Source organism: Paraburkholderia dipogonis (genome assembly GCF_046027395.1).
GTDB classification, from domain to species: domain Bacteria; phylum Pseudomonadota; class Gammaproteobacteria; order Burkholderiales; family Burkholderiaceae; genus Paraburkholderia; species Paraburkholderia dipogonis_A.
Map to the genome: position 1 here is coordinate 294,848 of NZ_JAQQEG010000002.1, position 24,093 is coordinate 318,940.

General features: G+C 60.8%; 26 protein-coding genes and 1 pseudogene. 19 read left to right on the forward strand and 8 right to left on the reverse strand.

Going from position 1 to position 24,093, the window contains the following annotated elements; all coding sequences use genetic code 11:
* The 9 genes from eutA to PQR32_RS03690 all read left to right on the forward strand — a co-directional run bounded on the left by eutA (position 1) and on the right by PQR32_RS03690 (position 7,225).
* Complete coding sequence (eutA, locus tag PQR32_RS03650; RefSeq protein ID WP_408222344.1) at positions 1–774, forward strand: ectoine utilization protein EutA; 774 nt, start codon at positions 1–3, stop codon at positions 772–774.
* A 149-nt stretch (positions 775–923) separates the two neighbouring features.
* Complete coding sequence (locus PQR32_RS03655) at positions 924–2,261, forward strand: MFS transporter (RefSeq protein ID WP_408222346.1); 1,338 nt, start codon at positions 924–926, stop codon at positions 2,259–2,261.
* A 230-nt stretch (positions 2,262–2,491) separates the two neighbouring features.
* Positions 2,492–2,698, forward strand: coding sequence for a type 2 periplasmic-binding domain-containing protein (locus PQR32_RS03660; RefSeq protein WP_408222461.1), 207 nt, complete (start codon positions 2,492–2,494; stop codon positions 2,696–2,698).
* 94 nt (positions 2,699–2,792) lie between these two features.
* Complete coding sequence (locus tag PQR32_RS03665; RefSeq protein ID WP_408222348.1) at positions 2,793–3,590, forward strand: transporter substrate-binding domain-containing protein; 798 nt, start codon at positions 2,793–2,795, stop codon at positions 3,588–3,590.
* A gap of 13 nt (positions 3,591–3,603) precedes the next feature.
* On the forward strand, positions 3,604–4,281 hold the full coding sequence (locus PQR32_RS03670; RefSeq protein ID WP_408222350.1) for an ABC transporter permease: 678 nt from the start codon (positions 3,604–3,606) through the stop codon (positions 4,279–4,281).
* A 3-nt stretch (positions 4,282–4,284) separates the two neighbouring features.
* Complete coding sequence (locus tag PQR32_RS03675; RefSeq protein WP_408222352.1) at positions 4,285–5,052, forward strand: ABC transporter permease; 768 nt, start codon at positions 4,285–4,287, stop codon at positions 5,050–5,052.
* Between the two features lie 60 nt (positions 5,053–5,112).
* Positions 5,113–5,733 carry a type 2 periplasmic-binding domain-containing protein gene (locus PQR32_RS03680; RefSeq protein WP_408222354.1) on the forward strand — a complete coding sequence of 207 codons (621 nt, stop codon included), beginning with the start codon at positions 5,113–5,115 and terminating at the stop codon, positions 5,731–5,733.
* A gap of 29 nt (positions 5,734–5,762) precedes the next feature.
* On the forward strand, positions 5,763–6,518 hold the full coding sequence (locus PQR32_RS03685; protein WP_408222356.1) for an amino acid ABC transporter ATP-binding protein: 756 nt from the start codon (positions 5,763–5,765) through the stop codon (positions 6,516–6,518).
* A gap of 101 nt (positions 6,519–6,619) precedes the next feature.
* The gene (locus PQR32_RS03690; RefSeq protein ID WP_408222358.1) at positions 6,620–7,225 is read left to right on the forward strand and encodes a hypothetical protein; all 606 of its coding nucleotides are present in this window, start codon (positions 6,620–6,622) and stop codon (positions 7,223–7,225) included.
* Between the two features lie 46 nt (positions 7,226–7,271).
* Here the strand turns inward: PQR32_RS03690 and PQR32_RS03695 are convergent, their stop codons facing one another.
* On the reverse strand, positions 7,272–7,925 hold the full coding sequence (locus PQR32_RS03695; protein WP_408222360.1) for a helix-turn-helix domain-containing protein: 654 nt from the start codon (positions 7,923–7,925) through the stop codon (positions 7,272–7,274).
* Positions 7,926–8,054: 129 nt separating this feature from the next.
* On the opposite strand from PQR32_RS03695, the gene PQR32_RS03700 reads away from it, so the two are divergent.
* From PQR32_RS03700 to PQR32_RS03710, 3 genes are all read left to right on the forward strand, one after another.
* Positions 8,055–8,501 (forward strand): GNAT family N-acetyltransferase, encoded by a 447-nt coding sequence (locus PQR32_RS03700; protein WP_408222463.1) that lies wholly within the window; start codon positions 8,055–8,057, stop codon positions 8,499–8,501.
* 56 nt (positions 8,502–8,557) lie between these two features.
* Positions 8,558–8,971: a RidA family protein gene (locus PQR32_RS03705; RefSeq protein ID WP_408222362.1), complete on the forward strand. Its 414-nt coding sequence runs from the start codon at positions 8,558–8,560 to the stop codon at positions 8,969–8,971.
* A 139-nt stretch (positions 8,972–9,110) separates the two neighbouring features.
* On the forward strand, positions 9,111–10,721 hold the full coding sequence (locus PQR32_RS03710) for a Na+/H+ antiporter (RefSeq protein WP_408222364.1): 1,611 nt from the start codon (positions 9,111–9,113) through the stop codon (positions 10,719–10,721).
* 45 nt (positions 10,722–10,766) lie between these two features.
* Here PQR32_RS03710 and PQR32_RS03715 read toward each other — a convergent pair whose 3' ends face one another.
* Together PQR32_RS03715 and PQR32_RS03720 are read right to left on the reverse strand one after the other, a co-directional pair.
* Positions 10,767–11,180 (reverse strand): DoxX family protein, encoded by a 414-nt coding sequence (locus PQR32_RS03715; protein ID WP_408222366.1) that lies wholly within the window; start codon positions 11,178–11,180, stop codon positions 10,767–10,769.
* A 147-nt stretch (positions 11,181–11,327) separates the two neighbouring features.
* A complete protein-coding gene (locus tag PQR32_RS03720; protein WP_408222368.1) occupies positions 11,328–12,242 on the reverse strand; it encodes a LysR family transcriptional regulator in 915 nt (304 codons plus the stop codon).
* Positions 12,243–12,424: 182 nt separating this feature from the next.
* Between PQR32_RS03720 and PQR32_RS03725 the strand changes: the two genes are divergently transcribed.
* From PQR32_RS03725 to PQR32_RS03735, 3 genes and pseudogenes are all read left to right on the forward strand, one after another.
* Positions 12,425–13,291, forward strand: a complete 867-nt coding sequence (locus PQR32_RS03725; protein ID WP_408222370.1) for an NmrA family NAD(P)-binding protein — start codon at positions 12,425–12,427, stop codon at positions 13,289–13,291.
* A 91-nt stretch (positions 13,292–13,382) separates the two neighbouring features.
* Positions 13,383–13,484, forward strand: a pseudogene (locus PQR32_RS03730) (aldo/keto reductase); the annotation flags it as partial.
* A gap of 187 nt (positions 13,485–13,671) precedes the next feature.
* Positions 13,672–14,076: a VOC family protein gene (locus tag PQR32_RS03735; protein ID WP_408222372.1), complete on the forward strand. Its 405-nt coding sequence runs from the start codon at positions 13,672–13,674 to the stop codon at positions 14,074–14,076.
* 53 nt (positions 14,077–14,129) lie between these two features.
* Here the strand turns inward: PQR32_RS03735 and PQR32_RS03740 are convergent, their stop codons facing one another.
* Positions 14,130–14,981: an alpha/beta fold hydrolase gene (locus PQR32_RS03740; protein WP_408222374.1), complete on the reverse strand. Its 852-nt coding sequence runs from the start codon at positions 14,979–14,981 to the stop codon at positions 14,130–14,132.
* 126 nt (positions 14,982–15,107) lie between these two features.
* Between PQR32_RS03740 and PQR32_RS03745 the strand changes: the two genes are divergently transcribed.
* A complete protein-coding gene (locus tag PQR32_RS03745; RefSeq protein ID WP_408222465.1) occupies positions 15,108–15,929 on the forward strand; it encodes a LysR substrate-binding domain-containing protein in 822 nt (273 codons plus the stop codon).
* A 31-nt stretch (positions 15,930–15,960) separates the two neighbouring features.
* Here the strand turns inward: PQR32_RS03745 and PQR32_RS03750 are convergent, their stop codons facing one another.
* The 4 genes from PQR32_RS03750 to PQR32_RS03765 are packed head-to-tail and all read right to left on the reverse strand — an operon-like array spanning position 15,961 to position 20,185.
* Positions 15,961–16,890: a CobW family GTP-binding protein gene (locus PQR32_RS03750; protein ID WP_408222376.1), complete on the reverse strand. Its 930-nt coding sequence runs from the start codon at positions 16,888–16,890 to the stop codon at positions 15,961–15,963.
* Entirely contained in the window at positions 16,887–18,545 is a 1,659-nt protein-coding gene (locus PQR32_RS03755) for an amidohydrolase (RefSeq protein ID WP_408222378.1), read from the reverse strand. The genes PQR32_RS03750 and PQR32_RS03755 overlap by 4 nt, the downstream gene beginning before the upstream one ends.
* A gap of 32 nt (positions 18,546–18,577) precedes the next feature.
* Complete coding sequence (locus tag PQR32_RS03760; protein ID WP_408222380.1) at positions 18,578–19,963, reverse strand: sodium:solute symporter family protein; 1,386 nt, start codon at positions 19,961–19,963, stop codon at positions 18,578–18,580.
* Between the two features lie 12 nt (positions 19,964–19,975).
* Positions 19,976–20,185, reverse strand: a complete 210-nt coding sequence (locus tag PQR32_RS03765; RefSeq protein ID WP_106300676.1) for a DUF3311 domain-containing protein — start codon at positions 20,183–20,185, stop codon at positions 19,976–19,978.
* A 333-nt stretch (positions 20,186–20,518) separates the two neighbouring features.
* Between PQR32_RS03765 and PQR32_RS03770 the strand changes: the two genes are divergently transcribed.
* The 3 genes from PQR32_RS03770 to PQR32_RS03780 all read left to right on the forward strand — a co-directional run bounded on the left by PQR32_RS03770 (position 20,519) and on the right by PQR32_RS03780 (position 24,040).
* Positions 20,519–20,929 carry a nuclear transport factor 2 family protein gene (locus tag PQR32_RS03770; protein WP_408222382.1) on the forward strand — a complete coding sequence of 137 codons (411 nt, stop codon included), beginning with the start codon at positions 20,519–20,521 and terminating at the stop codon, positions 20,927–20,929.
* A gap of 13 nt (positions 20,930–20,942) precedes the next feature.
* Positions 20,943–22,358: an NAD(P)/FAD-dependent oxidoreductase gene (locus PQR32_RS03775; protein ID WP_408222384.1), complete on the forward strand. Its 1,416-nt coding sequence runs from the start codon at positions 20,943–20,945 to the stop codon at positions 22,356–22,358.
* A gap of 251 nt (positions 22,359–22,609) precedes the next feature.
* Positions 22,610–24,040: an amino acid permease gene (locus tag PQR32_RS03780; RefSeq protein ID WP_408222386.1), complete on the forward strand. Its 1,431-nt coding sequence runs from the start codon at positions 22,610–22,612 to the stop codon at positions 24,038–24,040.
* Positions 24,041–24,093: the final 53 nt, after the last annotated feature.

The window sequence follows — 24,093 nt, forward strand, 5'->3', positions numbered from 1 at the left end:
ATGCTGACTTTCATCCATCTGTCACGCAGGGTGCCGCATCTGGACGAACGCGCGTTCGACAAACGCATCGGCCTTGTGATTCTCGCCACCGATCACACGTCCGAGCCGGACTTCGCGACGCTCGTCGCGAATGAGCGCATCGGCGTCTATGTGAACCGCGTGCCGTACGCAAACCCGACTACGCCGGAGAACCTGCTGGCCATGCAGCCGTCGTTGACCGCAGGCGCCGCGTTGATCTTGCCTGACGAAGCGCTCGACGTGGTGATGTATTCGTGCACGTCGGCGTCCGTCGTGATCGGAGACGCGGCGATCGAGCGGGCGATTCATGCAGCGAAACCCGCGGCACAAGTTGTCACGCCCACGGCCGCCGCGGTCATCGCGCTGAAAGCGCTGGGTGCGCGCCGCATCAGCGTGCTGACGCCCTATACCGTTGAAACCAGCGAGCCGATGGCCGAGTACTTCGCCGCACAGGGTTTCGTCATCGACCGCTTCACGTGTATCGGCCTGACCGATGACCGCGAGATGGCGCGGATTTCGCACGACGATATCGTCGCGTTCGCACGTGACGCGATGGCGGAAGAATCCGATGCGCTCTTCATCTCCTGCACGGCTTTGCGGGCCGCGGCCGTCATCGCGCGGATCGAGGCAGCAATTGGCCGGGCGGTCGTGAGCAGCAATCTCGCCACCGCATGGATGTGTTTGCGTCTTTGCGGCGACAACACACCTAACCCCGCGCGGGGACGGTTGATGACGCTGCCGCTGCCTGCAACGTGAGTCCAACGCGTCAGCACCCGATAGTGGGACACCATGGAAAACCCCAATGACTGCATCGTCCTAGAACATCGTTCTGCTCGAGCCTCAACGGTATTGTGAATAGAGGCGATGTTTAACGTGTCGCAAAAGCCAGAAATTCAGGAGGAGCAATGAACTACGCACAGCCATGGAACGGCGAGACCGTGCAACACCATTCACCGAGCCTGTTGCGGCGCGCCATCGCCGCATCGGCACTGGGCAACGCTACGGAATGGTTTGACTACGGCATTTATGCATACGGTCTGACCTATATATCGGCTGCGCTTTTCCCGGGCAGCACGGCGCAGGCGACGCTGTTCGCACTCGCCACGTTTGCTATTTCGTTTCTGGTTCGTCCGCTCGGCGGGCTGTTCTGGGGGCCGCTGGGTGACCGGCTGGGTCGCAAGCACGTGCTGGCGCTGACCATCATCATGATGTCGGTGGCAACACTGCTGGTCGGGCTCGTGCCGAGTTACGCCCGCATCGGATGGTGGGCTCCGGCACTGTTGATCGTCTTGCGGATGGTCCAGGGTTTTTCGACTGGCGGCGAGTACGGCGGTGCAGCGACCTTCATGGCCGAATATGCGCCCGACAAGAAGCGCGGTTTCTGCGGCAGTTTTCTTGAGTTCGCGACCCTTGCGGGTTTCTCGCTCGGCGCGTTCCTGATGCTCGGTTGTTCCGTCGCGCTTGGCAATACAGCGATGCACGCCTGGGGATGGCGGCTGCCGTTTCTGATCGCGGCACCGCTTGGCCTGATCGGTTTCTATCTGCGTTCGAAGCTGGAGGACACGCCTGTCTTCCTGGAACTGGAACAATCGACCCACAAGGAAAAGCAAGACTGTGTGCCGCTGAAAGCTCTACTGGCCGGATACTGGAAGCCGCTGCTGCTGCTCGGTGGTTTGGTGGTGGCGTTGAACGTCGTCAATTACGTTTTGCTGGCTTACATGCCGACCTTCATGCAGAAACAGCTCGGCATGAGCGATAACATGTCGTTGCTCGTCCCGCTGCTCGGCATGTTGGCGATGATGGTCTTTCTTCCTTTTGCCGGGACGTTCTCGGATCGGGTCGGCCGCAAGAACGTGTGGTGGTTTTCGCTGGTGGGGCTCTTTCTCGCAGCCATTCCAATGTTCCTGCTGATGAAGCATGGCATCGTCGGCGCACTCGTCGGATTCTCCGTGCTGGGTCTGCTGTACGTTCCGCAACTTGCCAGCATCTCGGCCATGTTCCCGGCGATGTTCCCCACGCAGGTGCGTTATGCCGGAATGGCGATTGCCTACAACATCTCGACATCCATTTTCGGGGGCACGGCGCCGATGGCGAACGAATGGCTCATCGCACATACGGGCAATGCGCTGATGCCGGCGTACTACATGATGGGCGCATGTGCGATTGGCGCAGTCGCGCTGATCTTCGTCACGGAGACATCGGGCTGCTCCTTGCGCGGGCGCGGTATTCCCGGCAAGGCGTGAGGTAAAGGTGAACGGCTCTCTCTTTTTTTGAACCCAGCGGCATGCGTCAGACATGTAGAGCGGCCCGACAGAAATAAAATACGCCGCGGGGATCGAATTCGCGCTGTCCAAGTCTCGCGCTCTACGAAATCGCGCAGGCAGGGGAGGCCCTGGCGTACGTCGGTGGATTGCGCGAGCCTCGCCTCACGGGGTCCGTGCAGGAGACCGAACTGTTCGCCGATCCTTACGTCGTGGCCTTGCGCAAGGGACATCGACTGGCCAGGCGGAAAACTGGCGAGCTCCTTGATCTCGCCGACTACGACTGGGTCATGCCTCAGCGCAACGTGCCGCAACGCGCGGTAATCGATTCGATTTTCGGGCAGTTGACTACGAGCCGTGACGCCCGGCTGCCGCGCGAACGGCGGTCAAGGGTAAACCCGATTAGGGAATTTGCATAAAATTAAAATATTGACGTTAAATTAACGAGCGACTACCTTTACCTCTAATGCGACGGACTACCCGGGGCGCAGCAATCGCGACGAGAGAGTTGCCATGTCACACACCCTGTTTCGACGTTTTCGAGGATTGGTCGTCAGCGCCCTGACGGGCGCAGCACTGGTCATGTCGACGCCCGCCTTTTCGGCCGGGGACACGCTGAGAGTCGCAACGGAGGGCACCTATCCGCCGTGGAGCTTCAAGGACGCCTCCGGCCAGCTTCAGGGCTTCGACGTAGACATTGCAAATGCCCTTTGCGCGCAGATGAAGATGAAATGCCAGATCGTCGCGCAAGCGTGGGACGGCATCATTCCTGGCCTTCAGGCCAATCGATATGACGCCATCGTTGCGTCGATGTCGACGACACCTGCGCGACGCAAACAGGTTCTGTTCACCAATAAGTACAAGGACACCACGTCCAGTTTTATCGCGGCAAAAGACAGCGGGATCAAGGACGTCTCGCCCGCGGCACTGAAGGGCAAGCGCATCGGCGTTCAACGCGGTTCCTCCCAGCACCAGTGGCTCGTCGCCAACGGTTACGACAAGGCGGCGTCACTCGTGCTGTATGACGACACCCGTCAGCCGGAACTGGACCTCGTCGCGGGTCGTGTCGACCTCATCATCGGCAACAAGGCGACGTTCTATTCCGACTTCTTCAAACGGCCTGACTCGAAGGACTTCGCCTTTATCGGACCTGAGTTCAAAGGCGGCGTACTCGGGGACGGCAACGCCATTGCAGTCCGCCTCGACGACACCGAGCTCTGCAATCGTATTAACGCAGCGTTGGCCACAATCATGGCGAACGGCACCTACGACCAGATTAGAAAGAAATATTTCCCTTTCTCTCTGATGTAATGCGGGGGCCAGCATGCTCAGCTTCACTCTGAACGGTTATGGCGGACTCATTCTGCTGGGGGCCCTGACGACGCTGCTGGTCGCACTCGCGGCCACAGCCATCGGCTCGGTAATCGGAGTTCTGATGGCGGCGGCCAAGCTGTCTTCAGTGCGGATACTCAGGCAGTTCGCCGGCGCATACACGACCACAATACGAGGTGTGCCGGACCTGCTGGTCATTTTCCTTGTCTACTACGGCGGCAGCGCAACCCTTTCTCATGTCCTAAGCCGGCCCATTGAAATCAATGCGTTCGGTGCGGGTGCTGTGTCGCTGGGACTGGTGTTCGGCGCCTACGCAACGGAAATCTTCCGGGGCGCAATCCTGGAAGTTCCACGCGGCCAATTTGAAGCCTCCGCAGCGCTGGGATTGTCGGGCGCAGGGGGCTTTGTGCACGTCATTGCACCGCAGGCGTGGCGCCTCGCTGTACCTGCTTTCGGGAATCAGTTGACCGTATTGCTGAAAGAAACTGCGCTTGTCTCGCTGGTCGGTCTGGAAGACCTGATGCGACGAACAGGCTTCGCCGTCGAGGCGACAAATCGCCCTTTTTTCTTCTACCTGGTTGCCGGCGTGCTGTACTTTGTTCTCAGCTTCGCTTTGACAAACGGTTTTAGCACGGTTCGTCGCAAGACGTCGACCGCATTGGCGAGGTGACGCATGTTTGACTTCTCATTGCTCATTTCGAGCTTTCCGCGTCTGCTGGCCGCGTTGCCCAACACGCTCGAGTTGTTCGTCGCCATCGTGGTCGTCGGTCTCATTGTGGGTGTGCCCACGGCGCTTGTGGGATTGAATTCGTCCAAAGTTCTGAGCGGTTGCGTGAAGATTTACATCGGAGCATTCCGCGGCACCCCGGCGCTCGTGCAATTGTTCTTTCTCTACTACGGATTTGGACAGTTCTCTTTTATTCGACATTCCGTCGTCTGGCCGCTCTTGCGTGACCCATTCACCTGTGCGGTCATTGCCTTGGGGCTCAATTCAGGCGCGTACACGGCGCGCATTCTGATGGGGGCGCTGTCTGCCGTACCGAAAGGCATTGTCGAAGCTGCCGAGGCACTCGGCTTGAGCCGAACTTCCATACTCGTTCGCATCAAAGCACCGATTGCCATTCGTATTGCAATCCCCGCGTATGCGAACGAAACGATTCTGAATCTGAAGGCGACTTCGCTGGCGTCGACGGTGACCATCATGGAATTGACGGGAACGTCGAAGCTGCTGGTTAGTGAGACCTACGCGCCCTATGAGATTTTCGTCGGCGCTGGAACGATTTATCTCGCGCTGACGTTTTTCCTCTCGCACGCATTCCGGATTCTCGAGTTGAACATTGCCCGCAGAACGGGGAAGGACGTCGACGTCGTCAACCCTCGAAAGCCTAAACAAGCCGCGATGTTGAAGTCTTCTGATTCTGGAGACGCTCACGCGACCTAGTCCTCTTGCAGCGCATTTTTATAGGTGGACTCATGTTCCCGAGCCCCCTACGCAAAGTTAATGGAGAAACGCAAATTGCTTCGCTTTCTGACACTTGGACCAGGTGGTAGCAATCACGAGTTCGTGACTGCCCGATACATTCAACATCACGGTCTGGAAGGGCGGGCGTCGATGGCTCTGGTGTTGAGCTTTGACGAGGCGGCACGAATGGTCATTGACGGCGAGGCCGACTATATCGTTCAGGTTGCAGTCCATCCTTCGACGGCTGACATCGTTGCGAAGTACCGCAAACAACTTTTCGTTATCGATGCATTCGTCTCTTCCAGCAAAGACATGGCCGTAGTGACCCGTATCGACGTCGACACACCGCGCACGCTCGCACTTCAGCCCGCCACGCGTGACTATGTCAATACGGATGGACTCACGCTCATTCCGGAGACATCGACAGCATCGGTTGCGAATGGACTCCTCTCGGGCAAATACGAGAGCGGTCTGACGTACTCGTCCCTTGCTACCGAGAACCCCACCCGCTTCAGAATCGACGAGCAGATCGGTACGGTCGACGACCCCTGGATTGTCTACGGCCGCGAGCGGTTGTCGGACGGGCAGGTTGTTGCCTGGAAGGAGAGCCCGGCGGCTCAGGCATTCCACGCTCAGACACTCACGCGGCTTGACACCTGAGTCGCACGAATATGCACAGGACTTTCGCTATGAATACGATCCCGAACAACGAATTCGCGATATCTATCAACGGACTCTCAAAGAGTTTTGGCGAGTTCAATGTCCTCAATTCTATTTCGCTGAATGTCCGGCGAGGCGAAAAGATTGTTCTGTGCGGACCGTCCGGCTCAGGAAAATCGACGCTGATTCGCTGCGTGAACCGACTGGAGAGGCATGATTCGGGAGACGTTCACGTCGACGGAATCGAACTCACTGACGATGTGAAACACGTCCGCATGGTACGTGCGGATGTCGGCATGGTGTTTCAGCATTTCAATCTGTTCCCTCACATGACGGTGCTGGCAAACTGCACATTGGCTCCCATGCGTGTTCGTGGTCTGAAGCGGAAGGAGGCTGAAGCACGGGCCCTTGAAATGCTCGAACGCGTTCGCGTGGCGAGTCATGCCGGGAAATATCCCTCGCAGCTTTCCGGCGGTCAACAGCAGCGGGTTGCGATTGCAAGAGCGCTTTGCATGTCGCCGACCATCATGCTGCTCGATGAACCGACATCGGCACTCGATCCGGAGATGGTCAGGGAGGTGCTCGACACGCTGACGCTGCTCGCGCAAGACGGCATGACCATGCTTTGCGTCACCCACGAAATGGGATTCGCCAGGGCGGTCGCCGACCGCATTCTGTTCATGGACCAGGGAGAAATCGTGGAAGACAACGAGCCCGCTCATTTCTTTGATGCGCCGAGGACTGAGCGAGCGAGGCGATTCCTCAGTCAGATGATTCACAAATGAATGCGTCATGTTGACCATGCGCGCGAACGCGAACTCCTCAAAGAGGTCGAGGCGCTTCGCTCACAGTAAAACGGTATCCCGCAGATCTTCAGGAGTAAGGCATGGCCACAATCAGATTTGGCACCCTCGGTCCATCCGGAACGAACCACGAGTATGTGACTCGTCGTTACATTGAATTTCACGGACTTGAGGCGGAAGTCAAACTCTTTGATAATTTCGACGACGCGCTAGCTGCGTTTGACGCCGACGAAATCGACTATCTGATTCAGTGCGCGGTTCATCCGGATACCCCGCGAGTGATGGGCAGCAACTTCCGCGAGCGGTTCGTTGTCGACACCTTCATCTCGCCGAGTCAGACATTGGCGATTCTCACGCGCAAGGACGTCGGCAAGCCGGAAACCATCTCGCTGGTTTCCCCTGCAACCGATGACTACGCAGACCTCGGTGCATATTCCAGGCTGATTCCCGCGGTCTCGATTCCGGTGGCTTTCGAACGACTGATGAAGGGAGAATGCGATTCCGCGCTGGTCTATCGATACTATTTCGATTCGCAGCCGGAGACGCTGCGAGTGGATGCCACGATCGGTTCGCCCGATGACGCCTGGATTGTGTACGGCCGGGAGCGCGTTGGAGCGGGAGAGATTGTCGCCAGTCGGGAAAGCGCGGTGGCAAAGCAATTCGCGGAGCTGCAGCGGTCACAACGATAAACCGACACGCGCGATAGGGCGGTTGAGAGAGGGTATGGCCTCTATTCTAGCTGTATTCGCGGATGTTGAAGAACACTGCGAGAAACCTGACCGGTACGCTTTCGATTTCTTCCGGACCATGCGCCGCATTCGGGTCGAACAGCAAACTGTCGCCGGGTTTCAGATCGTAGAGTCGATTGGCGTATCGGTATTTCATCTTGCCTTCGAGTACGTGAAGGAACTGAATACCCGTTGTCTGGTGGGTTGACCACGGCTGGGACTTTTCGTCGAGCGTAACGACGTACGGCTCAACGGAAAGATTCCCCGACAATACGTGGCCAACGAGCCGGTAGATGTGGCCATACGACGAACCTTCCCTGTCGACAGTCACGCCTTGTCCCGCGGGTACGAACGAGCAGTCGTGGCGTTCACTCTGATCGACGAAAAAGCGCGACACGGGTTTGCCCAACGCATTGGCCAGCCGTGTAAGCGTTTCTATCGACGGAGTGGCTGTTCCTTTTTCGATTCTTGAGAGCATGGAATGGGAAATGCCGGCCATTTTCGCGAGCGTGCCCGAAGCGATTCCTGCTGAGGTTCGGAAAGCATGAATCTGTGCAGCCAGAGCACGGGACACTTTCTCCACTGCAGGGTCTGTCTGCTTCTCTGCTACCTCGATGTCCGGGGATTCTTCAGCGGGTGACCGACTCTGAGTTTTTGGCATGGTGCCTTCAATGAAGGAGCAGTTCAAAGATGACTACTTGTTGCCATTATATGAGGCATTGCCGTGCATGAGTGTCAAGTCAGCCGCTTTTTGGCAGCACCGCGCGAGATAGCAAAGGAGATTGCCTTGATGCGTATTCGCCCTATTGCACCGACAGATGCTGGTGCCATTGCGCACCTTGTGGATGAACTTCTCGTGGAGCTTCACCATGGCGAGCTCGAACCCGCGAACCGGGTATCTATCGCTGAAACTGTGCTGGCCCAAACGAGTCGCAGCTTCGGGTATCTGGCGCTCGAAGGTGATAGTCCGGTGGGCGTACTTCTGATGACGGAAGCAATGGCAATATACGCGGGAGGGGCCTTCGGACAGATTACCGAGCTATACGTCCGACCGGAATGCCGGTCTGGTGGATTAGCCGCGGCGCTGGTCCGCGAAGCCGCGAGGTTCGGCAAGGAACGCGGATGGAAGCGACTCGACGTGGGCGCTCCTGGCCAGCCTCGTTGGACCCGGACGCTTGCGTTCTATCTGTCCGCGGGTTTTGTCGAAGTTGGACCACGATTGCGTCTTGACTTGTGATGCTGTCCGTCAGCCCAATTGGCAGCACCAGAACACGAATTTCGCTGAGGTTAAAAATGAGCAAGATCGAGCGCCTGCGATTGCCCGAAAACGATGCAACGTTCGGCGGTAACAAGATTTTCGACCTTTTCCAGTATTCGCCTGCCGTGTCGGCGAACGGTCTGGTCTTCATTGCAGGGCAGGTCGGGCTGCGAGCGGACGGGAGCATTCCGGTGTCGGTTGAAGAGCAAATCGATTTGGCGTTCAAGCGCGCCGAAGTCATTCTTCAGAATCTCGGTCTCGACTTTACCGACCTCGTCGAACTGGTTTCGTATCACGTGGACATCGCGTCACAGCTCGGTGATTTCAGGGCCGTGAAGGAGCGTTACATCCGCTCCGACTTCCCTGCATGGACGATTCTCGGTGTGGCATCGCTGGCGCGGCCCGAGTTGTTAATCGAAATCAAGCTGGTCGCCGCGCTGAGGAAATAACGTCGAAGTTTTGCGGTGAATTTTTGCGGGGTTGCAAAGGCGGGCCTCATCGGCAGCTGAAAATGTTTGTACATTACAGTATGCAAGCATAACGGCGTCGGGAACGGCCGGCCGCCATCGCACCCTTGAGCGCCCATTGATGAACCACATCGTATTCTTCGAAGGCCTGCTTCTCGTTCTGCTCGGCGCGTGCGTGCTATCGCTCATCGCCAGCCGTTTCAATCTGCCGTCGGCTGCCGTATTGCTGGTCGGCGGTGCGGCGATCGGCTTCGCGACCGATGCGCCTGTCATTGCGCTCGACCCCGACGTCATCATGGTCGTGCTGATTCCGCCGCTGCTGATGTCCAGTGCGTTCTATACCGCCTGGCGAGAGTTTCGCCGCGAGACCGCGCCAATCGCATCGCTTGCGCTCGGATCGGTGATCTTCACGACCGCGTGCGTCGCGTGCGCCGTCCATTGGGTCGATCCGCAGCTACCGTGGGCCGCGTGCGTCGCCCTCGGCGCGATCGTGTCGCCGCCCGATGCGGTCGCGGCCAAAGCCCTGCTCGGCGAGCTGCCGTTGCCAGAGCGCCTCGTCACCGTGCTCGAGGGCGAAAGCCTCGTCAACGACGCGTCAGGGCTCGTGATCTATCGCTTTGCGCTGGTCGCGCTGGCGGCGGGCACCTTCAGCGCCAGCGACGCCGTCCTCACCTTTTCGACGCTTTCGCTCGTCGGCATCGCAACGGGCGCGCTTATCGGCTGGGCAACGATCAAGCTGCTCGGCTGGCTCGAAGACACGCATCTGGCCGTCGTGCTGACCTTCCTCGCCGCGTGGGCCGCGTATCTGCTCGGTGAACGCCTGCACGGCTCCGGTGTGCTGTCGGTGGTGGCGTGCGGCCTGATCGTTGGACTGTGCCAGCACATGACACTCGACGCGACCACGCGGCTGAAGACCACGGGCACGTGGGACGTCGTCGTCTTCGTGCTGGAAGCGCTCGTGTTCATCCTGATCGGCGTGTCGCTGCCCGGTACGCTGGCAAAGCTCGACGCGGGACACGCGTTCTCATGGTGGCTGCCCGAGCGCGTGTGGGTGGTGGCCGGCGTAACGGTCGCGGTTGTGATCGTCGCGCGGATCGTCTGGGTGATGGCGGCGATCGCGTTGCCCGAATACCTCCTCTCTCGCGCGCGTGGCACCCAGCCCAGAACGGACCTCAAGCAGGCGACGATCCTCGGTTGGGCCGGAATGCGCGGCGTTGTGAGTCTCGCCGCTGCGCTGGCGCTGCCCGAGTCGCTGGCTGAGCGCGATCTGCTGATTTTCTCGACATTCGCGGTGATCTTCGTGACGGTCCTCGTGCAAGGTTTGACGCTGGCGCCGCTCGCGCGCCTGGTCGGTTTCAACGATGCCCGCGCGACCGCCGAATCGAAATATCTCACGCAATATCAGGCCCGATCCCTCACGTTTCAGGCGTCGCTGGACGCGCTGAAGCAGATCGATCTCGCGCAATGCAAAGGCAACGAAGACGTGGTACTGCGGCTGATCGACGAATACAGCTATCGTATCGACAGCAACGCGCGTGCGCACACGGGTGGCGAAACGCTCGTGCACTTGCGGCTGACGCGCCTGAACCTCGGGTTGCGGGCGGTCCAGGCGGGCCGCGCGGCGCTGCTTCAGTTGCACGACGAAAACCGGATCAAGGACAAGACCCTGCACCGGATCGAATCGGAACTCGATTTCGAAGAGGCTCGGCTGAAAAGATTGTTGGGGCCGTAAAGCGGCGATGCACGAGGAAAACGGCACAAATGCAAAGCGCAATGCTTACTGCAGGCTTGTTCCGTCGCTCCGCTCCACTCGGCCGCCAAAACGGATCTGGCCCGGCCCGGCAATCGCGATCGTGCCGAACAGAATCAGCAGCATCCACGCGAACTGTCCTTCCGCCAGCGACCAGTCGCGATGGACGAAGGCCAACGCGACCACCGTGACGATGAGGATCGGCAATGCAGCGAGCCGCGTCGCGATCCCGAAGATCATCAGCGGCGGACAGATGACTTCCGCGAAAATCGCGAATGTAATCGACACTGTTCTGCCCAGGTGAAACGGATCTTCGATCGCCGCTGCCTGGCTCGCGTAGTGCATGGCTTTCGGCAAGCCGTGAACCGCGAGGACGAGCAGGCTCGCGGTCACTCGTAAATACAACAGCCCAAGATCCGTGGTCGTAGCCCTTGATTTCACGCGCGCCTCCTTGTTCTCACCTGGATTGAGCGATCATAGGTTAGCGCGGAGTAAACGTCCTTCCAGACTCCTTAATTGTTCTTAAGTGTGGGGTAAAAAGTGTTCATGTCGGCCGCTAACCTGAACAACGGGGCCTATTTCGACTTGCTAACTCGTACTCGTCAAAGCGACGATAAAGTCAAGAAATACCCTTGCCTTGGCCGGCATGTGATGCCGTGATGGATGGTACGCATAGAGCGGGAAGCGCTCATCCGGCCAGTCCGGGAACAGGTTGACGAGCTGTCCGTCCCGGAGCAGATGCTCGGCTCCGAGCAGAAGCATCTGCGCGATGCCGGAGCCAGCCAGACACGCGTTGAGGAGTGCGCTCGGATCATTCACCGTAAGCCGTCCATTCGTTTCGACAACAAGCTTTTTGCGCTTGCGATGAAACTCCCACGGATACGGCTTGCCGGTATCCGGGTTCCGGAATTCAAGACACCTGTGCACGCCACGACCCAGCTCTTGAGGTTCCGCCGGCCGCCCCCGGCGAGCGAGGTACAAGGGCGATGCGACCGTGACAACCGCGGTGTCAAGGAGCTTTCGCGCAATCAGACTGGATGAGCGAGGTTCGCCAAATCGCAAGGCCAGATCGAAGCCGTCCATGACGAGGTCGCCGAGCTGATCTCTCGCAATGAACTCGAGCTCGAGTTCAGGATGCGCATCCATGAATTCATCGAGCTTCGGGCCCAGAATGATTCGCGAGAAAACCGGGTCAAGATTGATTCGCAGCGTCCCGCGCACTCTCGCGGCGCCTCCTGCCGCGGCTGCGGCCGCTTCCTCCATTCCCCTCAAGTGCGGCATGACCTGCTCGTAGAACCTTCGGCCCTCTTCAGTCAGGGAAACGGCGCGGGTCGTCCGGTTGAAGAGCCGTGTTTTCAGCCGCCTTTCGAGTCGAGCGATTGCCCGGCTAACCCCGGGCGGCGACATACCCATCAATTCGGAGGCGGCTGCGAAGGTCCCCGCATCGACGACGGCGGCAAACACGCTGATACCGCTAGAGAGATTCTCGCTGGACGATCTCATGGGCGCTGCATCCTGGTCATTGACTGGCTCTGCACAGTGCGTCAAAAACCGCACTATGACTGATTAGTGACCATCAGTCACTTCACAAGTGTCATTCGTGTCATTTAGTTTCTCATCGCGTTTGCCCACAATGCATTCCAACGGCCTCACCCGCCGCATCTATCTACGCAAGGAGAACTGCAATGTATGCAATCACAGGGATAACAGGAAAGGTCGGCGGCGCGGTGGCGCGCACGTTGCTCGCCGCGGGCCAGCCAGTACGCGCGGTTGTGCGCGACGCAGCCCGGGCACGTTCGTGGGCCGAGCGCGGGTGTGAAGTGGTGACAGCCGACATGGACGACGTGGCGTCCCTTACCGCCGCTTTCGAGGGCGCGCAAGGCGTGTTCATTCTGCCGCCGTCCGAGTTCGATCCGGCGCCGGGCTTTCCCGAGGCGCGTGCTGTCATTGACGCCGTGCGCGGGGCGCTTCAGTCGGCGGCACCCGGCAAAGCGGTCTGCCTGTCGACGATCGGCGCGCAGGCCACCGAGACCAACCTGCTCACGCAACGTACGCTGATGGAGCAGGCGCTTCGCGATTTACCGATCCCCGTGACATTCCTGCGTCCCGGCTGGTTCATGGAAAACGCCGCATGGGACGTTGTGCCGGCCCGGGACAATGGGATGATCTCCAGCTTTCTGCAGCCGCTCGACAAAGCTGTTCCGATGGTCGCGACCGCGGACGTGGGTCGAGTTGCCGGACAACTGCTTCAACAAACCTGGCGCGGCGTGCGTGTCGTCGAACTGGAGGGGCCGCAACGTGTGAGCCCGAACGATCTGGCCGAGGCGTTTGGTCGGGTGCTCAGTCGTCCGGTTCGTGCGGAGGTGGTGCCGCGCGCAACATGGGACGCGCTGTTTCGCAGTCAAGGTACGAAGGATCCGTTGCCGCGTATGCGCATGCTCGACGGGTTCAATGAAGGCTGGATTGCCTTCGAAGGCGAGGAAGCCGACATCGTCAAAGGCGAGGTGGAACTGGAAACCGTTCTGCGAGACCTCGTCTCGCAGGCGGGCTAACGCGGGCGATCCGGTGACGCGTACAGGATGCCGCGTCGCCGGGCGCTTTGCGCCTATCGTTCATCAAGGGACTCGTATCAAGGGCTTCGCTATGGAATACAGCACACTCGGCAGGGCGGGGCTGCGCATTTCGCGCCTTTGTCTCGGCGCCATGACCTTTGGCGCCGGCACCGGAATCTGGGGTGAAATTGCGCATGAAAGCCGCGCAAAAACGTGAGCAAGCCGCGCGCAAGACAGCATCGCGCGGCCGGAAATGCCCGTAGCACAGGCCTGAGCGGGCAATGGCACGCGCACGGCGATGCGAGTATGGAATGTGAGCTTTTACTCGTAATATCCTCCGTACGGAACGCAACGAGCGATCCGATTCAACGGAGATCGACATGACCTATATCACCACCGCCATGAAGCTCAATCACGTGAGCTTCCCTTCATCCGATGTGAGCGCCACGGCCACCTTCTTCGAGGACCATCTAGGCTGTACGGTTGCCGCGCGAGGGACGAGCTGGTTTCTGAAACGCCCCGGTTTCGACATCGTGATCGACGACGCCGCCGACCATCCGGTCGAGTGGCCCCACAACTTTCATATCGGCTTCGAACTGGCGTCCCTCGACGAGGTTCGCGCGCTTTACGAGCAGATGGCCGCCGCGGGTGTCGTGATGAAAACCGGTGTGTTCAAGCATGAACGCGGCTCGCGGTTTTTCTGCGAGGTGCCCGGCGGCGTGCTCGTCGAAATCAATACGCGTTCGGATGCCGACGAGCAATATCGCGGCACCTTCGACCTCTGACGTTCTCGGCGACCCCGCCGCGGAATGCCGAATGCTGAACCGGAACGCCGGAATCAGAAGCTGACGAATGCCTGCACGAGCCGGTTAAAAGCGCTGGCGTTCGACACATTCATGCCGTGCGACGCGCCGGCGATGGTTTGCCGCTCCGCATAGTCGATCCATTCCGCGAGCTTTTCGACGTTGTTGCGAAACATGCGCGGGCTGCGCTGCCCGTCGATCAGCAGCGTCCTGCACTTCACGCCGCGCGCGGTTTCGCGGGAATAGGCGGGCAGCGGATCGCGGAGCTGCTTGGGCAGCGTGCCCGCGTTGTCGATCGCCATGGTGCGGAACGCAACCGGGCTCTTGCGCCACGATCCGGGCACGCTCACCGAATCGACGAAAAGCTCCAGACCCGCATCGATCTGCTGGCTCTCGATGAGTTCAGCGACGCGCGCACGCAGCACATTGGTCGTGGCCGGCAGCGTCGCGTCCGGCATCCCGTCGATCTGCAGCGGACCGCCCGGGTCCGCGAGCGTCAGCGTCTTCACCAGCCGCGGATAGTCGCGCGCGACATGAAACGCCACGCAGCCGCCGCGCGAATGGCCGACCAGATGGACGGGGCCGAGGTCGATCGCCTCGATGAACTCGGCCAGCTCGGCGACGTGCGTCTGCCAGCCGAACTCGCCCTGGATGCACGCCTCGCTCGCCGGCCAGTAGTGGCTCAGGCTCACCGAGATGCAGCGGAAATGCTGCGAAAGCGCCGCGGTCTGTGCATTCCAGTAGCGATAGTCGCACAGCGAGCCGTGCACGAACACGAGCGGCTCGCCTTCTCCGCACTCGACGTACGGCACGCAGATGCCCGATGCGATGGTCGCAAACGACAGTTCGGGTACGGCAAGCACTGAGAGGTCGGTACGGGCGTTCATGGACTGGCTCCTTTGCGGCCACTATGCCCCATGTCGCTACTTTAGAAAATCGCGTAATATTGATCGAATCTATCTATTTTTCTGATACCAGACCCATTGAAAGCCCTCGACCTGGACGTGATGACCATGATCGTCGCCGTCGCCGACACCGGCAACATCAGCCGGGCGGCGGAAGTCGTGCATCGTTCGCAATCGGCGGTGAGCATGCAGATCAAGACGCTCGAGACCGCGCTGGGCAAGCCGCTGTTCGTGCGCAAGCCGAGAAACGTGGTCCCGACGCAGGACGGCGAAGTCCTGCTGACTTACGCTCGACGCATGCTCGCCTTACGCGACGAGGCGTGGGCGGCGGTGGTCCGGCCGGACGTGACCGGGCGCGTGAGCATCGGCGTGCCGGACGATTACGCGTCGTCGCTGCTGCCGCCGATCCTCAAGAAGTTTTCCGCGACCTATCCGAAGGTGGAGATTCAGGTGGTTGGTTTGCCGAGCGTCGCGCTCGCGCCGATGGTGAAAGACGGTTCCGTCGATCTGGTGTGCGCGACGCGAGTCAAGGGTTTGTCGGGCGAATTCATTCGCCATGAACCAATGGAATGGGCGGCCGCGCCGAGCGCCGATGAGATATGGCGCGAACGGCCGTTGCCGATCGCCGTGTTCCTGCCGGGCAGCGTCGCGCGCGAGAACGCGATTCGCAGCCTCGAGCGGGCGAAGATTCTCTACCGCACCTCGTATGAGAGTCCGAGTCTGCTGGGCCTGCTGTCGATGGCCGAAGCGGGGCTGGCGATTGTTCCGCTCGCGCGATGCGCGGTGCCGGCACACTTCACGCTGCTTGGACGTGCGCACGGATTGCCCGAGATCCCCGCGCTCGAAATGGTGCTGGCGCGCAGCACGGCTTCGAATCGTCCGCCGTGCGATTTTCTGGCGGAGAAGATTGTCTCCGAATTGAGGCGCTAGCTTTCCCGGTACTCGTCTCAGTTGGCCGGGGTCATGGCCCGATCTCAGCGGCTTTGAGCGCCGCTCGCGCGTGCAACTCGTCTTCGTGATCGAACATGCCGATCAGAACAATTTGCGATTCCGCGGAAGTGCGGCCCGGGGACGCGCTGAGCACGACGCGGTTGCCGACCACATGCAACTCATGCAACGCGCCGTCGCTTTCCAGGCGCACGAAGCCTTTCGCGCGCAACAGCTTCTCCGAAAAACTCCGCAGCGCTTCCTTCAATTTCTTGCGGCTCAGGCACGCGTCGGTGACAAACGAAAAGCTGCACAAATCGCACGGCGTGGGAGAAACGGAGAGTGGCAGTGCGCCGGTGTTGCGCGCGGGCAGCACATGCCGATCGAAGATCAGGCCGAGCGGCACGGCGGCGTGCGTCGCTTGCACGATGACGCGGCTATTCGCAAGCGCTTCAACGCGCGCTTTTACAGCCTCACGCGAAGGCTCGCCAAGCAGATCCATCTTGTTCAGCACGATGGCCGTGGCGCCCGCAATCTGCCGCTGCGCGATGTCGCCGACATAAGGATCGGCCAGCGTTTCTTCGACGCGTTCCGCGTCCACCAGCACAACAATGCCGTCCAGACGAAATGCGCGATCGAGCAAGCCGATCTGCGCGATACGCACCGGGTCGGACACGCCGCTCGCCTCGATGATCAGCAGATCCGGCGCGTCGCTGCGCGAACTCACGGCAAGCAGCGCCTCGACCAGCCGGCCGCCGATCGAACAGCAGACGCAGCCGTTTTCCAGATTGATCACGTCGTCCGTGCGCTGGCGAATCAGCGAAGCATCGATATTGATCGAGCCGAAGTCGTTGACGAGCACCGTGATGCGCCGCGATCCGGCGTTGCTCAGAATATGGTTGAGCAGCGTCGTCTTTCCCGCGCCGAGATAACCGCCGATGACGATGAGCGGAATCGCACTCATCCCGCCGGCGCCTGGAAGATGCGGCCGCCGAGCACCGTGCCCCACACTTCCAGATCCTTCAGACGTTGCGGCGCGACTTCGGCCGGATCTTCGGCGAGCACCGCGAAGTCAGCGAATTTGCCGACTTCGATACTGCCCACCAGATGGTCCATTTTGATCGTGTAGGCGGCGCCGAGCGTGATCGCGCGCAACGCGTCGGCAACCGGCACGCGTTCATTCGCACCGAGCACACGACCCGACGCGGTCTCGCGCTGCGACGCGCACCATGCGGTGAAGAGCGGATTGAGCGGCGTAATGGGCGCATCGGAATGAAAGGCGAACGGAATGCCCAGGCGGCGCGCCGATTCTGCCGCGTTCATGCGATTCGCGCGGTCCGCGCCCATGGTTTGTGTGTAGTGCGCGTCGCCCCAGTAATAGATGTGGTTCGAGAAGAAATTGATGCACAGGCCGAGGCTCGCCGCCCGCGCGAGCTGGCTCGCGTCCGCCATCTGGCAGTGCTGCAGCGTATGCCGGTGATCGCGCCGCGGATGAAGCGTGAGAAGCCGCTCGAAGGCATCGAGCACGAGTTCGGTCGCCTCGTTGCCGTTGGTGTGCACATGCAGTTGCAGGCCGGCTTCGTGAAACGGCGTGAATACCTCGACGAACTGGCTCGGCGGAATCAGCCACAAACCATTGGGCTTGCCGTTCAGATAACCGGGCCATTTCAGGCGTGCCGTGAAGCCCTGAATCGAACCGTCGACGATGAACTTGACCGGCCCGAAGTGCAGCTTCGGCGTCGCGGTTTGCATCGCGGAGAGCACCTGTTGGGCACCGCCTTCGGGACTGCGTTGCGGCGCGAAGGCGGGCACGATGCGCACCGGAAAATCCGCATTCCCGGTCACTTCACGCAGGTTGCGATTGCCCAGCTCGGAGAAGTCGTTGACCAGATCGGTGGCGGTCGTCACGCCGGCGAGTTGCGCGACCCGGCCGAAATTCCAGATGGCCTTCGCGCTTTCGCTCGCCGCGATCGAGAGACCCGCGCCGATCACGCGGTAGACCGGGAACATCGCGGCGAACTCCTGCAACTCGCCGGTCGGCTGTCCGTTCTCGTCCTTGTCGATGCCGTCGATATCCGTTTCTTCGTCGATGCCGGCGAGGGACAGCATTGCCGAATTGACGTTCATCAGGTGCACGCTCGCATGCAGGATCACGATGGGCCGCTCAGCCGACACCGTGTCCAGTTCGCGCACGCTCAGACGGCGGGTGCCGAAGAAGATGGGATCAAAGCCCCACGCGAGCAGCGGAGCGTCGGCCGACGTCATCTCCGCTTGTGCCGCCTTCAGGCGCTCGATCACGGCGTCCAGCGTCGTCAGGCCCGGCCAGCGCCGGCCATCGGGGCCGCGCCGGTCGTAGTAGCCGACATAGACGGCGTCCCACATCGCGCCTTCCATCAGATGGCAATGGCCTTCGACAAACCCGGGCATCAGCACTTTATCGCTGAACGTATCGACGATTTCCGCATCGCCCCACTGCTTCACGTCGTCGGCATCGCCTACCGAGAGGATCTTGCCGTCGCGAATCGCGACATGCGTCGCATAGGGTTGCATGGGATTCATCGTCACGATCTTTTTCGCAACGAAGACTTGTGTCGGGTGCTTCTCTTCTCGTTGAGTCATAGGGCAGTGATTGAAGTTCGTTCAGACCGGTTTCAACTGAGCGCGTGCGCGCGGCTCGGTTTCGCGGTGAGGTTCACCGCGGTAAGCACCAGCAGGTTCACGCCGAGGCATACCAGTCCCAGATTGAAGCCGCCGAGGTCGATCTGCAGCACGTACAGGATGATCGCCAGCACCTGTCCGGTCAACATGCCGGACGCGATGGCGGACGGCCGCACGCGCAGTCCGAACAGCACGACCATCACGCCGGGGAAGAACTGGGTCACGCCGTAATACGTGGTGTTGATCAGCGTGAGCATCAGATTCGGCGTGAGCAGCGTCATCACGATCGACACCAGCAGGTACAGCACGATCACCACTTTCGCGCTGGTTTTCTGGCGGGCCTCCGGCATGCCCGGCAAGAGATTGCGCGTGACGATCGGGCCGATCGCGAGACAGATGCCGGCCAGCACGAGCAAGCCGGAGAGCGACGCGCCGGCGGCCACGAGTCCGAGCAGCCAACCCGGTAACAGGCGGATCGCGGCAGCGAAAAACGCTTCATTGGGCGATGCAAGATGCAGGTTCTGACTGATCGCATAGTACGACGCGACCACGAGAAACGGATACATCAGCATGTAAAGCGGCATCGCGACCTGCGTGCGGCGAATCGTGTTCGCGCTTTTCGCGGTAAAGAAGTTCTGCACCGCGAACGGCATGACGTAGAAGCCGAGCGACTGGAACAGCATGGTGCTCATCGAGAAGGTCAACTGGTGCGAATTCATCCGGTTGCTGACATGCAGGCTGGCCGCATGAAAGACCTCGGTTACGCCGACTTCCATCGAGACGGCGACACCGGTGACGACGATCGCGACGACCATCAGGATATCCTTCAGCACGGCGATATACGCCGACGCGCGCACACCGGCGATCGCGATATAGGTGAAGGCGAGCAACGCCGCAAACAGGATCAGATACAGCGGTTTGAAGTTCCAGCCCAGACCGTTCAATGCGGCGACGAGTCCGGTGAACTGCAACTGTCCCCACGGCAGCAGAAAGACGATCGCGGAGCCCGCGACGATCAGTTCGAGCGAGCGGCTCTGGAAATGTCCCTTGAACAGATCGGGCAGGGTGATCGCGTTATAGCGCTTGCCGGCTTGCCAGATCTTCGGGCCGATGAAATAGCCGACGGGATAGGCCAGCAGAATGTAGCCGAGAAACCAGACGCCGTATGTCGGGCCTTTGGCATAGATGCCGCCCGGAAAACCGACCATCGTGCCGATGCTGTAGATCTCGCCGGCCGCGAGGAAGAACACGAGGTAGGCGCCGAACTGCCGCGACGCCACGAAGAAGTCATGCACGCTTTGCGGTCCACGTCCCTTGTTCGAACGGATCGCCAGGTAGAGCGAGAAAGCGAGAAAGCCGAGAAAAACTGCGGTGGCCATCCGGACACTCCTTTAGCGGTTTTGCGGGTGGGACTCGTCGTGGCGGCAGTCGAACACGCGCCAGCAGATCATCAGGCACCCGGAGGTGAGGATGAACCACGCGAAGATCCAGGCATAGATGAACGGCACGCCCAATACGAAGCGATCGACGGACGCCACCCATGGCAGCAGGCCGACTACGCCCAGATAGGGAATGCCGAGTCCGATAAACAGTTTGAGCACCTTAACTCCTCGCAGCGTGAAGTCGTGGACAGGGCGCGGCCAACAGCTCTGGCAGTCGCGCAAGGACAGGCAATCGGTGAAGATAACGGCCAGTACCCTCAGTGTTGCCGAACAAAAAAATAGAACCATAGAGCCAGTTGGCGGGAGTCGATGAGTCCAATTCGGCAAATGCCGTAGATACGGCGAAACCCGCGTCCCTCTTCGCTGCACCAGGCGAAAGCACCGCACTGGACCTACCCGTCAGACAAACCCCCTGCCTACAATTTCCTCACGGATCGCCAGCCGCTGGCTGCGTCTCATGCCTTATCGAAAGTCATCCAGGAGGAGCAAGCAATGACTCAAACACAGACCCCGCTGCAGCACGTCACGGCCGAGACGCTGGCCGCGTTTTCCGATGCGTTCAATCGTCATGACGCGGATGCGTTGATGACCTTCATGACCGACGATTGCGTGTTCGATGCAGCAGGCGGTCCGGAGGTCTTCGGCACGCGCTTCGTGGGCCGGGACGCGACCCGCGCGGCGTTCGAAGCGGTCTTCAAGACCTTTCCCGACGCGCATTGGGGCAACGGCCGCCACTACGTGAGCGGCGAACGCGGCGTGTCCGAGTGGCTGTTCACGGGAACGCATGCGGAAGGCTGGCGGATCGAGGCGGAAGGTTGCGACCTGTTCGAGTTCCGCGATGGTCTCATCGCGGTCAAGCGGGCCTTCCGCAAGGAACGTCCGAAGCAGAACCTCGCACGCTGATCGGGAGCTTCACATGGAGCACAGTGAAATCGAACGGGTCGCGCAAGGCATGCCGTCCGCCCGCGAAGACGATACGCGCTACGATCCGGCGTACGACCCGCTGGTGTCGCCGGGACCGGGCTGGGGCAAGCAATACGCGCCGACCTACTGGGTCGCGACCGCGGGCACGCCGCCCGAAGACGATGGTCCGATCACGGCGGACGTCGACGTGGATGTGGCGATCATCGGCGGCGGCTATACCGGGCTCGCCACGGCGCTCTGTCTCGCGCGGGAGCACGGCATCAAGGCGGTCGTGCTGGAAGCCAACAAGACGAGCTGGGGCTGCAGCAGCCGCAACGGCGGGCAAGGTCAGAACGCCTCGGGGCGGCTGTCGCGTTCCCAATGGATCGAGCGTTGGGGTAAAGACGTCGCGTTGAAAATGCACGATGAGATTCAGGAAGGGTTCGATAACTTCAAGTCGCTGATCGCGGAGATCGATTGCGATCCGCAACCCGGCGGCCACTTTCTGATCGCGCACCGGCCGCGCATCATGCAGAAGCTCGCCGCCGAGGCCAAGGTCTGGAAGGACGTGTTCGGCTATCCGTCCGAGCTGATCGACAAACAGACCTTCCAGCGCGAGTACGTCAACGATCACGAAGCGGCCGGCGCGCTGCACGAGCCCGAGGGCATCGGCATTCATGCGTTGAAGCTCGCCTTCGGTTATCTGCGGCTGGCCCGCGAAGCGGGCGCCAAGGTGCATCCGGCGAGCCCGGTGCTCGGCTGGGAAACGATCAACGGCGTGCATCATTTGCGCACGCCTGGCGGCATCGTGCGTGCGCGCGCGGTTGGCATTGCAACGGGCGCCTATACGGCGCAAACGTTGCACGCTTCGCTGCGCAGCCGGATCATGCCGATCCTGTCGAATTCAATGGTCACGCGTCCGCTCACGAAGCAGGAAATCGACGCGTGCAACTTTCGCACGACCCAGGTGCTGACCGATACGCGCACGCTGCGCTTCTACTATCGCTTTCTGCCGGACAACCGCTTGCAGATCGGCAGCCGTTCCGCGATCACCGGCGCCGACGCGCCCAATTCGCGCCACTACGATCTGCTGGTGGAAGGCATGCTGCGCAAGTTTCCGGCTTTGCGCGGCGTTCCGATCGACTATTCATGGTGGGGCTGGGTGGACGTCAGCCACGACATGATGCCGCGCGTGTATCAGCCGGATCCGATGCAGACGGTGTACTACGCGCTCGGCTACGGCGGCAACGGCGTGTCGTATTCTCAGCAGGCCGGGCGGCGGCTCGCCGAACGCATCGCGGGAAAGAGCGCGAAGCAGACGTTGCCGATCTTCACCTCGCCGTTGCCGGGACACCCGTTTGCGCCATTCCGGCGAATCGGCCAGCGCATGCTGTATCAACTGTATTTCCGCCGCGACGAAAAGCCTTGATGCAGCGGGCGGAGAATCGCCCGCGCGCTGTGCGGCGCTGAACTCGCAACTTGCCGCGCGCACTGTGCAAACGGCGCACCAAACGGCGCACACTTGCACCATGCGCGAGAGTTGCGCGGTGCTTCATAAAAAATCATAGGGCGAGACGCATGGGCGTCCTCGCCCCATCCAGTATTGACGACGATAGGACTCGGGCGGCTGCGAAAGCAGACCGGCCCGGTCCGCGATCGGATAACGGAATTGGAGGTGACATGCAGCGATCTACAGACACAACGGAATTGAAGGCGGGTCTCAAACAGCGCCACATGACGATGATCGCGCTCGGCGGCGTGATCGGCGCGGGGCTCTTCGTCGGCAGCGGCGTGGTCGTGCAACAGGCCGGCCCCGCAGCGGTGCTGTCGTTTCTGATCACCGGCGCGCTGGTCGTGCTGGTCATGCGGATGCTCGGCGAAATGGCCTGCGCGATGCCGGCCGTCGGTTCGTTCTATGAATACGCGCGGCTCGCGTTCGGCGGCAAGCGCGCCTCCGGCAATCTCGCGGGCTTTCTCACCGGCTGGATGTACTGGTATTTCTGGGTCATCGTCGTCGCGGTGGAGGCCGTGGCGGGGGCGAAGCTCGTGCAGTTCTGGCTACCCGACGTTCCCGCGTGGGCGATCAGTCTCGTGTTGCTGGTCACACTTACCGCGACCAACCTGGTCTCGGTCGGCAGTTATGGCGAGTTCGAGTTCTGGTTCGCGTCGATCAAGGTCGCGGCGATCATGGTGTTTCTGTTTCTCGGCGGCATGTATGTGCTGGGACTGTGGCCCGCGGCGAAGCACGTCACCGCCGTGCTGCCGACACTGCTCTCGCACGGCGGCTTGATGCCGAAGGGAATCGGACCCGTGTTGAGCGGCGCGGTTGCGGCCACGGGCTTTTACTTCGGCGCGGAAATCGTCACGATCGCGGCGGCCGAAGCGCAGGAGCCCGCGAAGGCCGTCGCCAAAGCGACGAACTCGGTGATCACGCGCGTGCTGGTTTTTTATGTCGGCTCGATTCTGCTCGTCGTCGCGTTGGTGCCGTGGAATTCCCCGAAGATGGCAACGCCGTATGTGAGCGCGCTCGATGCCATGGGTATTCCGGCGGCCGCCAGCGTCATGAACGCCATCGTGCTCACGGCGGTACTGTCGGCGCTCAACTCGGGGCTCTACGCCGCGTCGCGGATGATCTTCGCGCTGACGCGCCACGGCGACGCGCCCGCCGCGCTCGCCAAGGTCAACCGCCGCGGCGTGCCGGTTCGCGCGATTCTGATCGGCACCGTGTTCGGCTACGCGTCGGTGGTGATGTCCTATGTGTCGCCGGATACGGTGTTCGCCTTCCTCGTGAATTCGTACGGCACGGTGGCGATTTTCGTCTACGTGCTGATCGCGATATCGCAACTGAAGCTTCGCGCCCGCATCGAACGGGATGCGCCGCAGACGCTGCGCGTCAGGATGTGGTGCTACCCGTACCTCACGTGGGTTGCGATCATCGGCATGGTCGGCATTCTGGTGGCGATGGCGTTCATTCCCGAGCAACGTCAGCCGTTGTGGTTCGGGGTCGCGAGTCTCGGCGTGCTGCTTCTCGCTTATCTGCTGCGCGTCCGCAAAACCGGCGCTGGGTTCAGCGAACCGGACACGCTGGAATACCGGCACCACCATCACTGATATGAAAGTTGCGCAGTGTTTATAAAAAACGAGATGATTTGTATCGAAAAAAG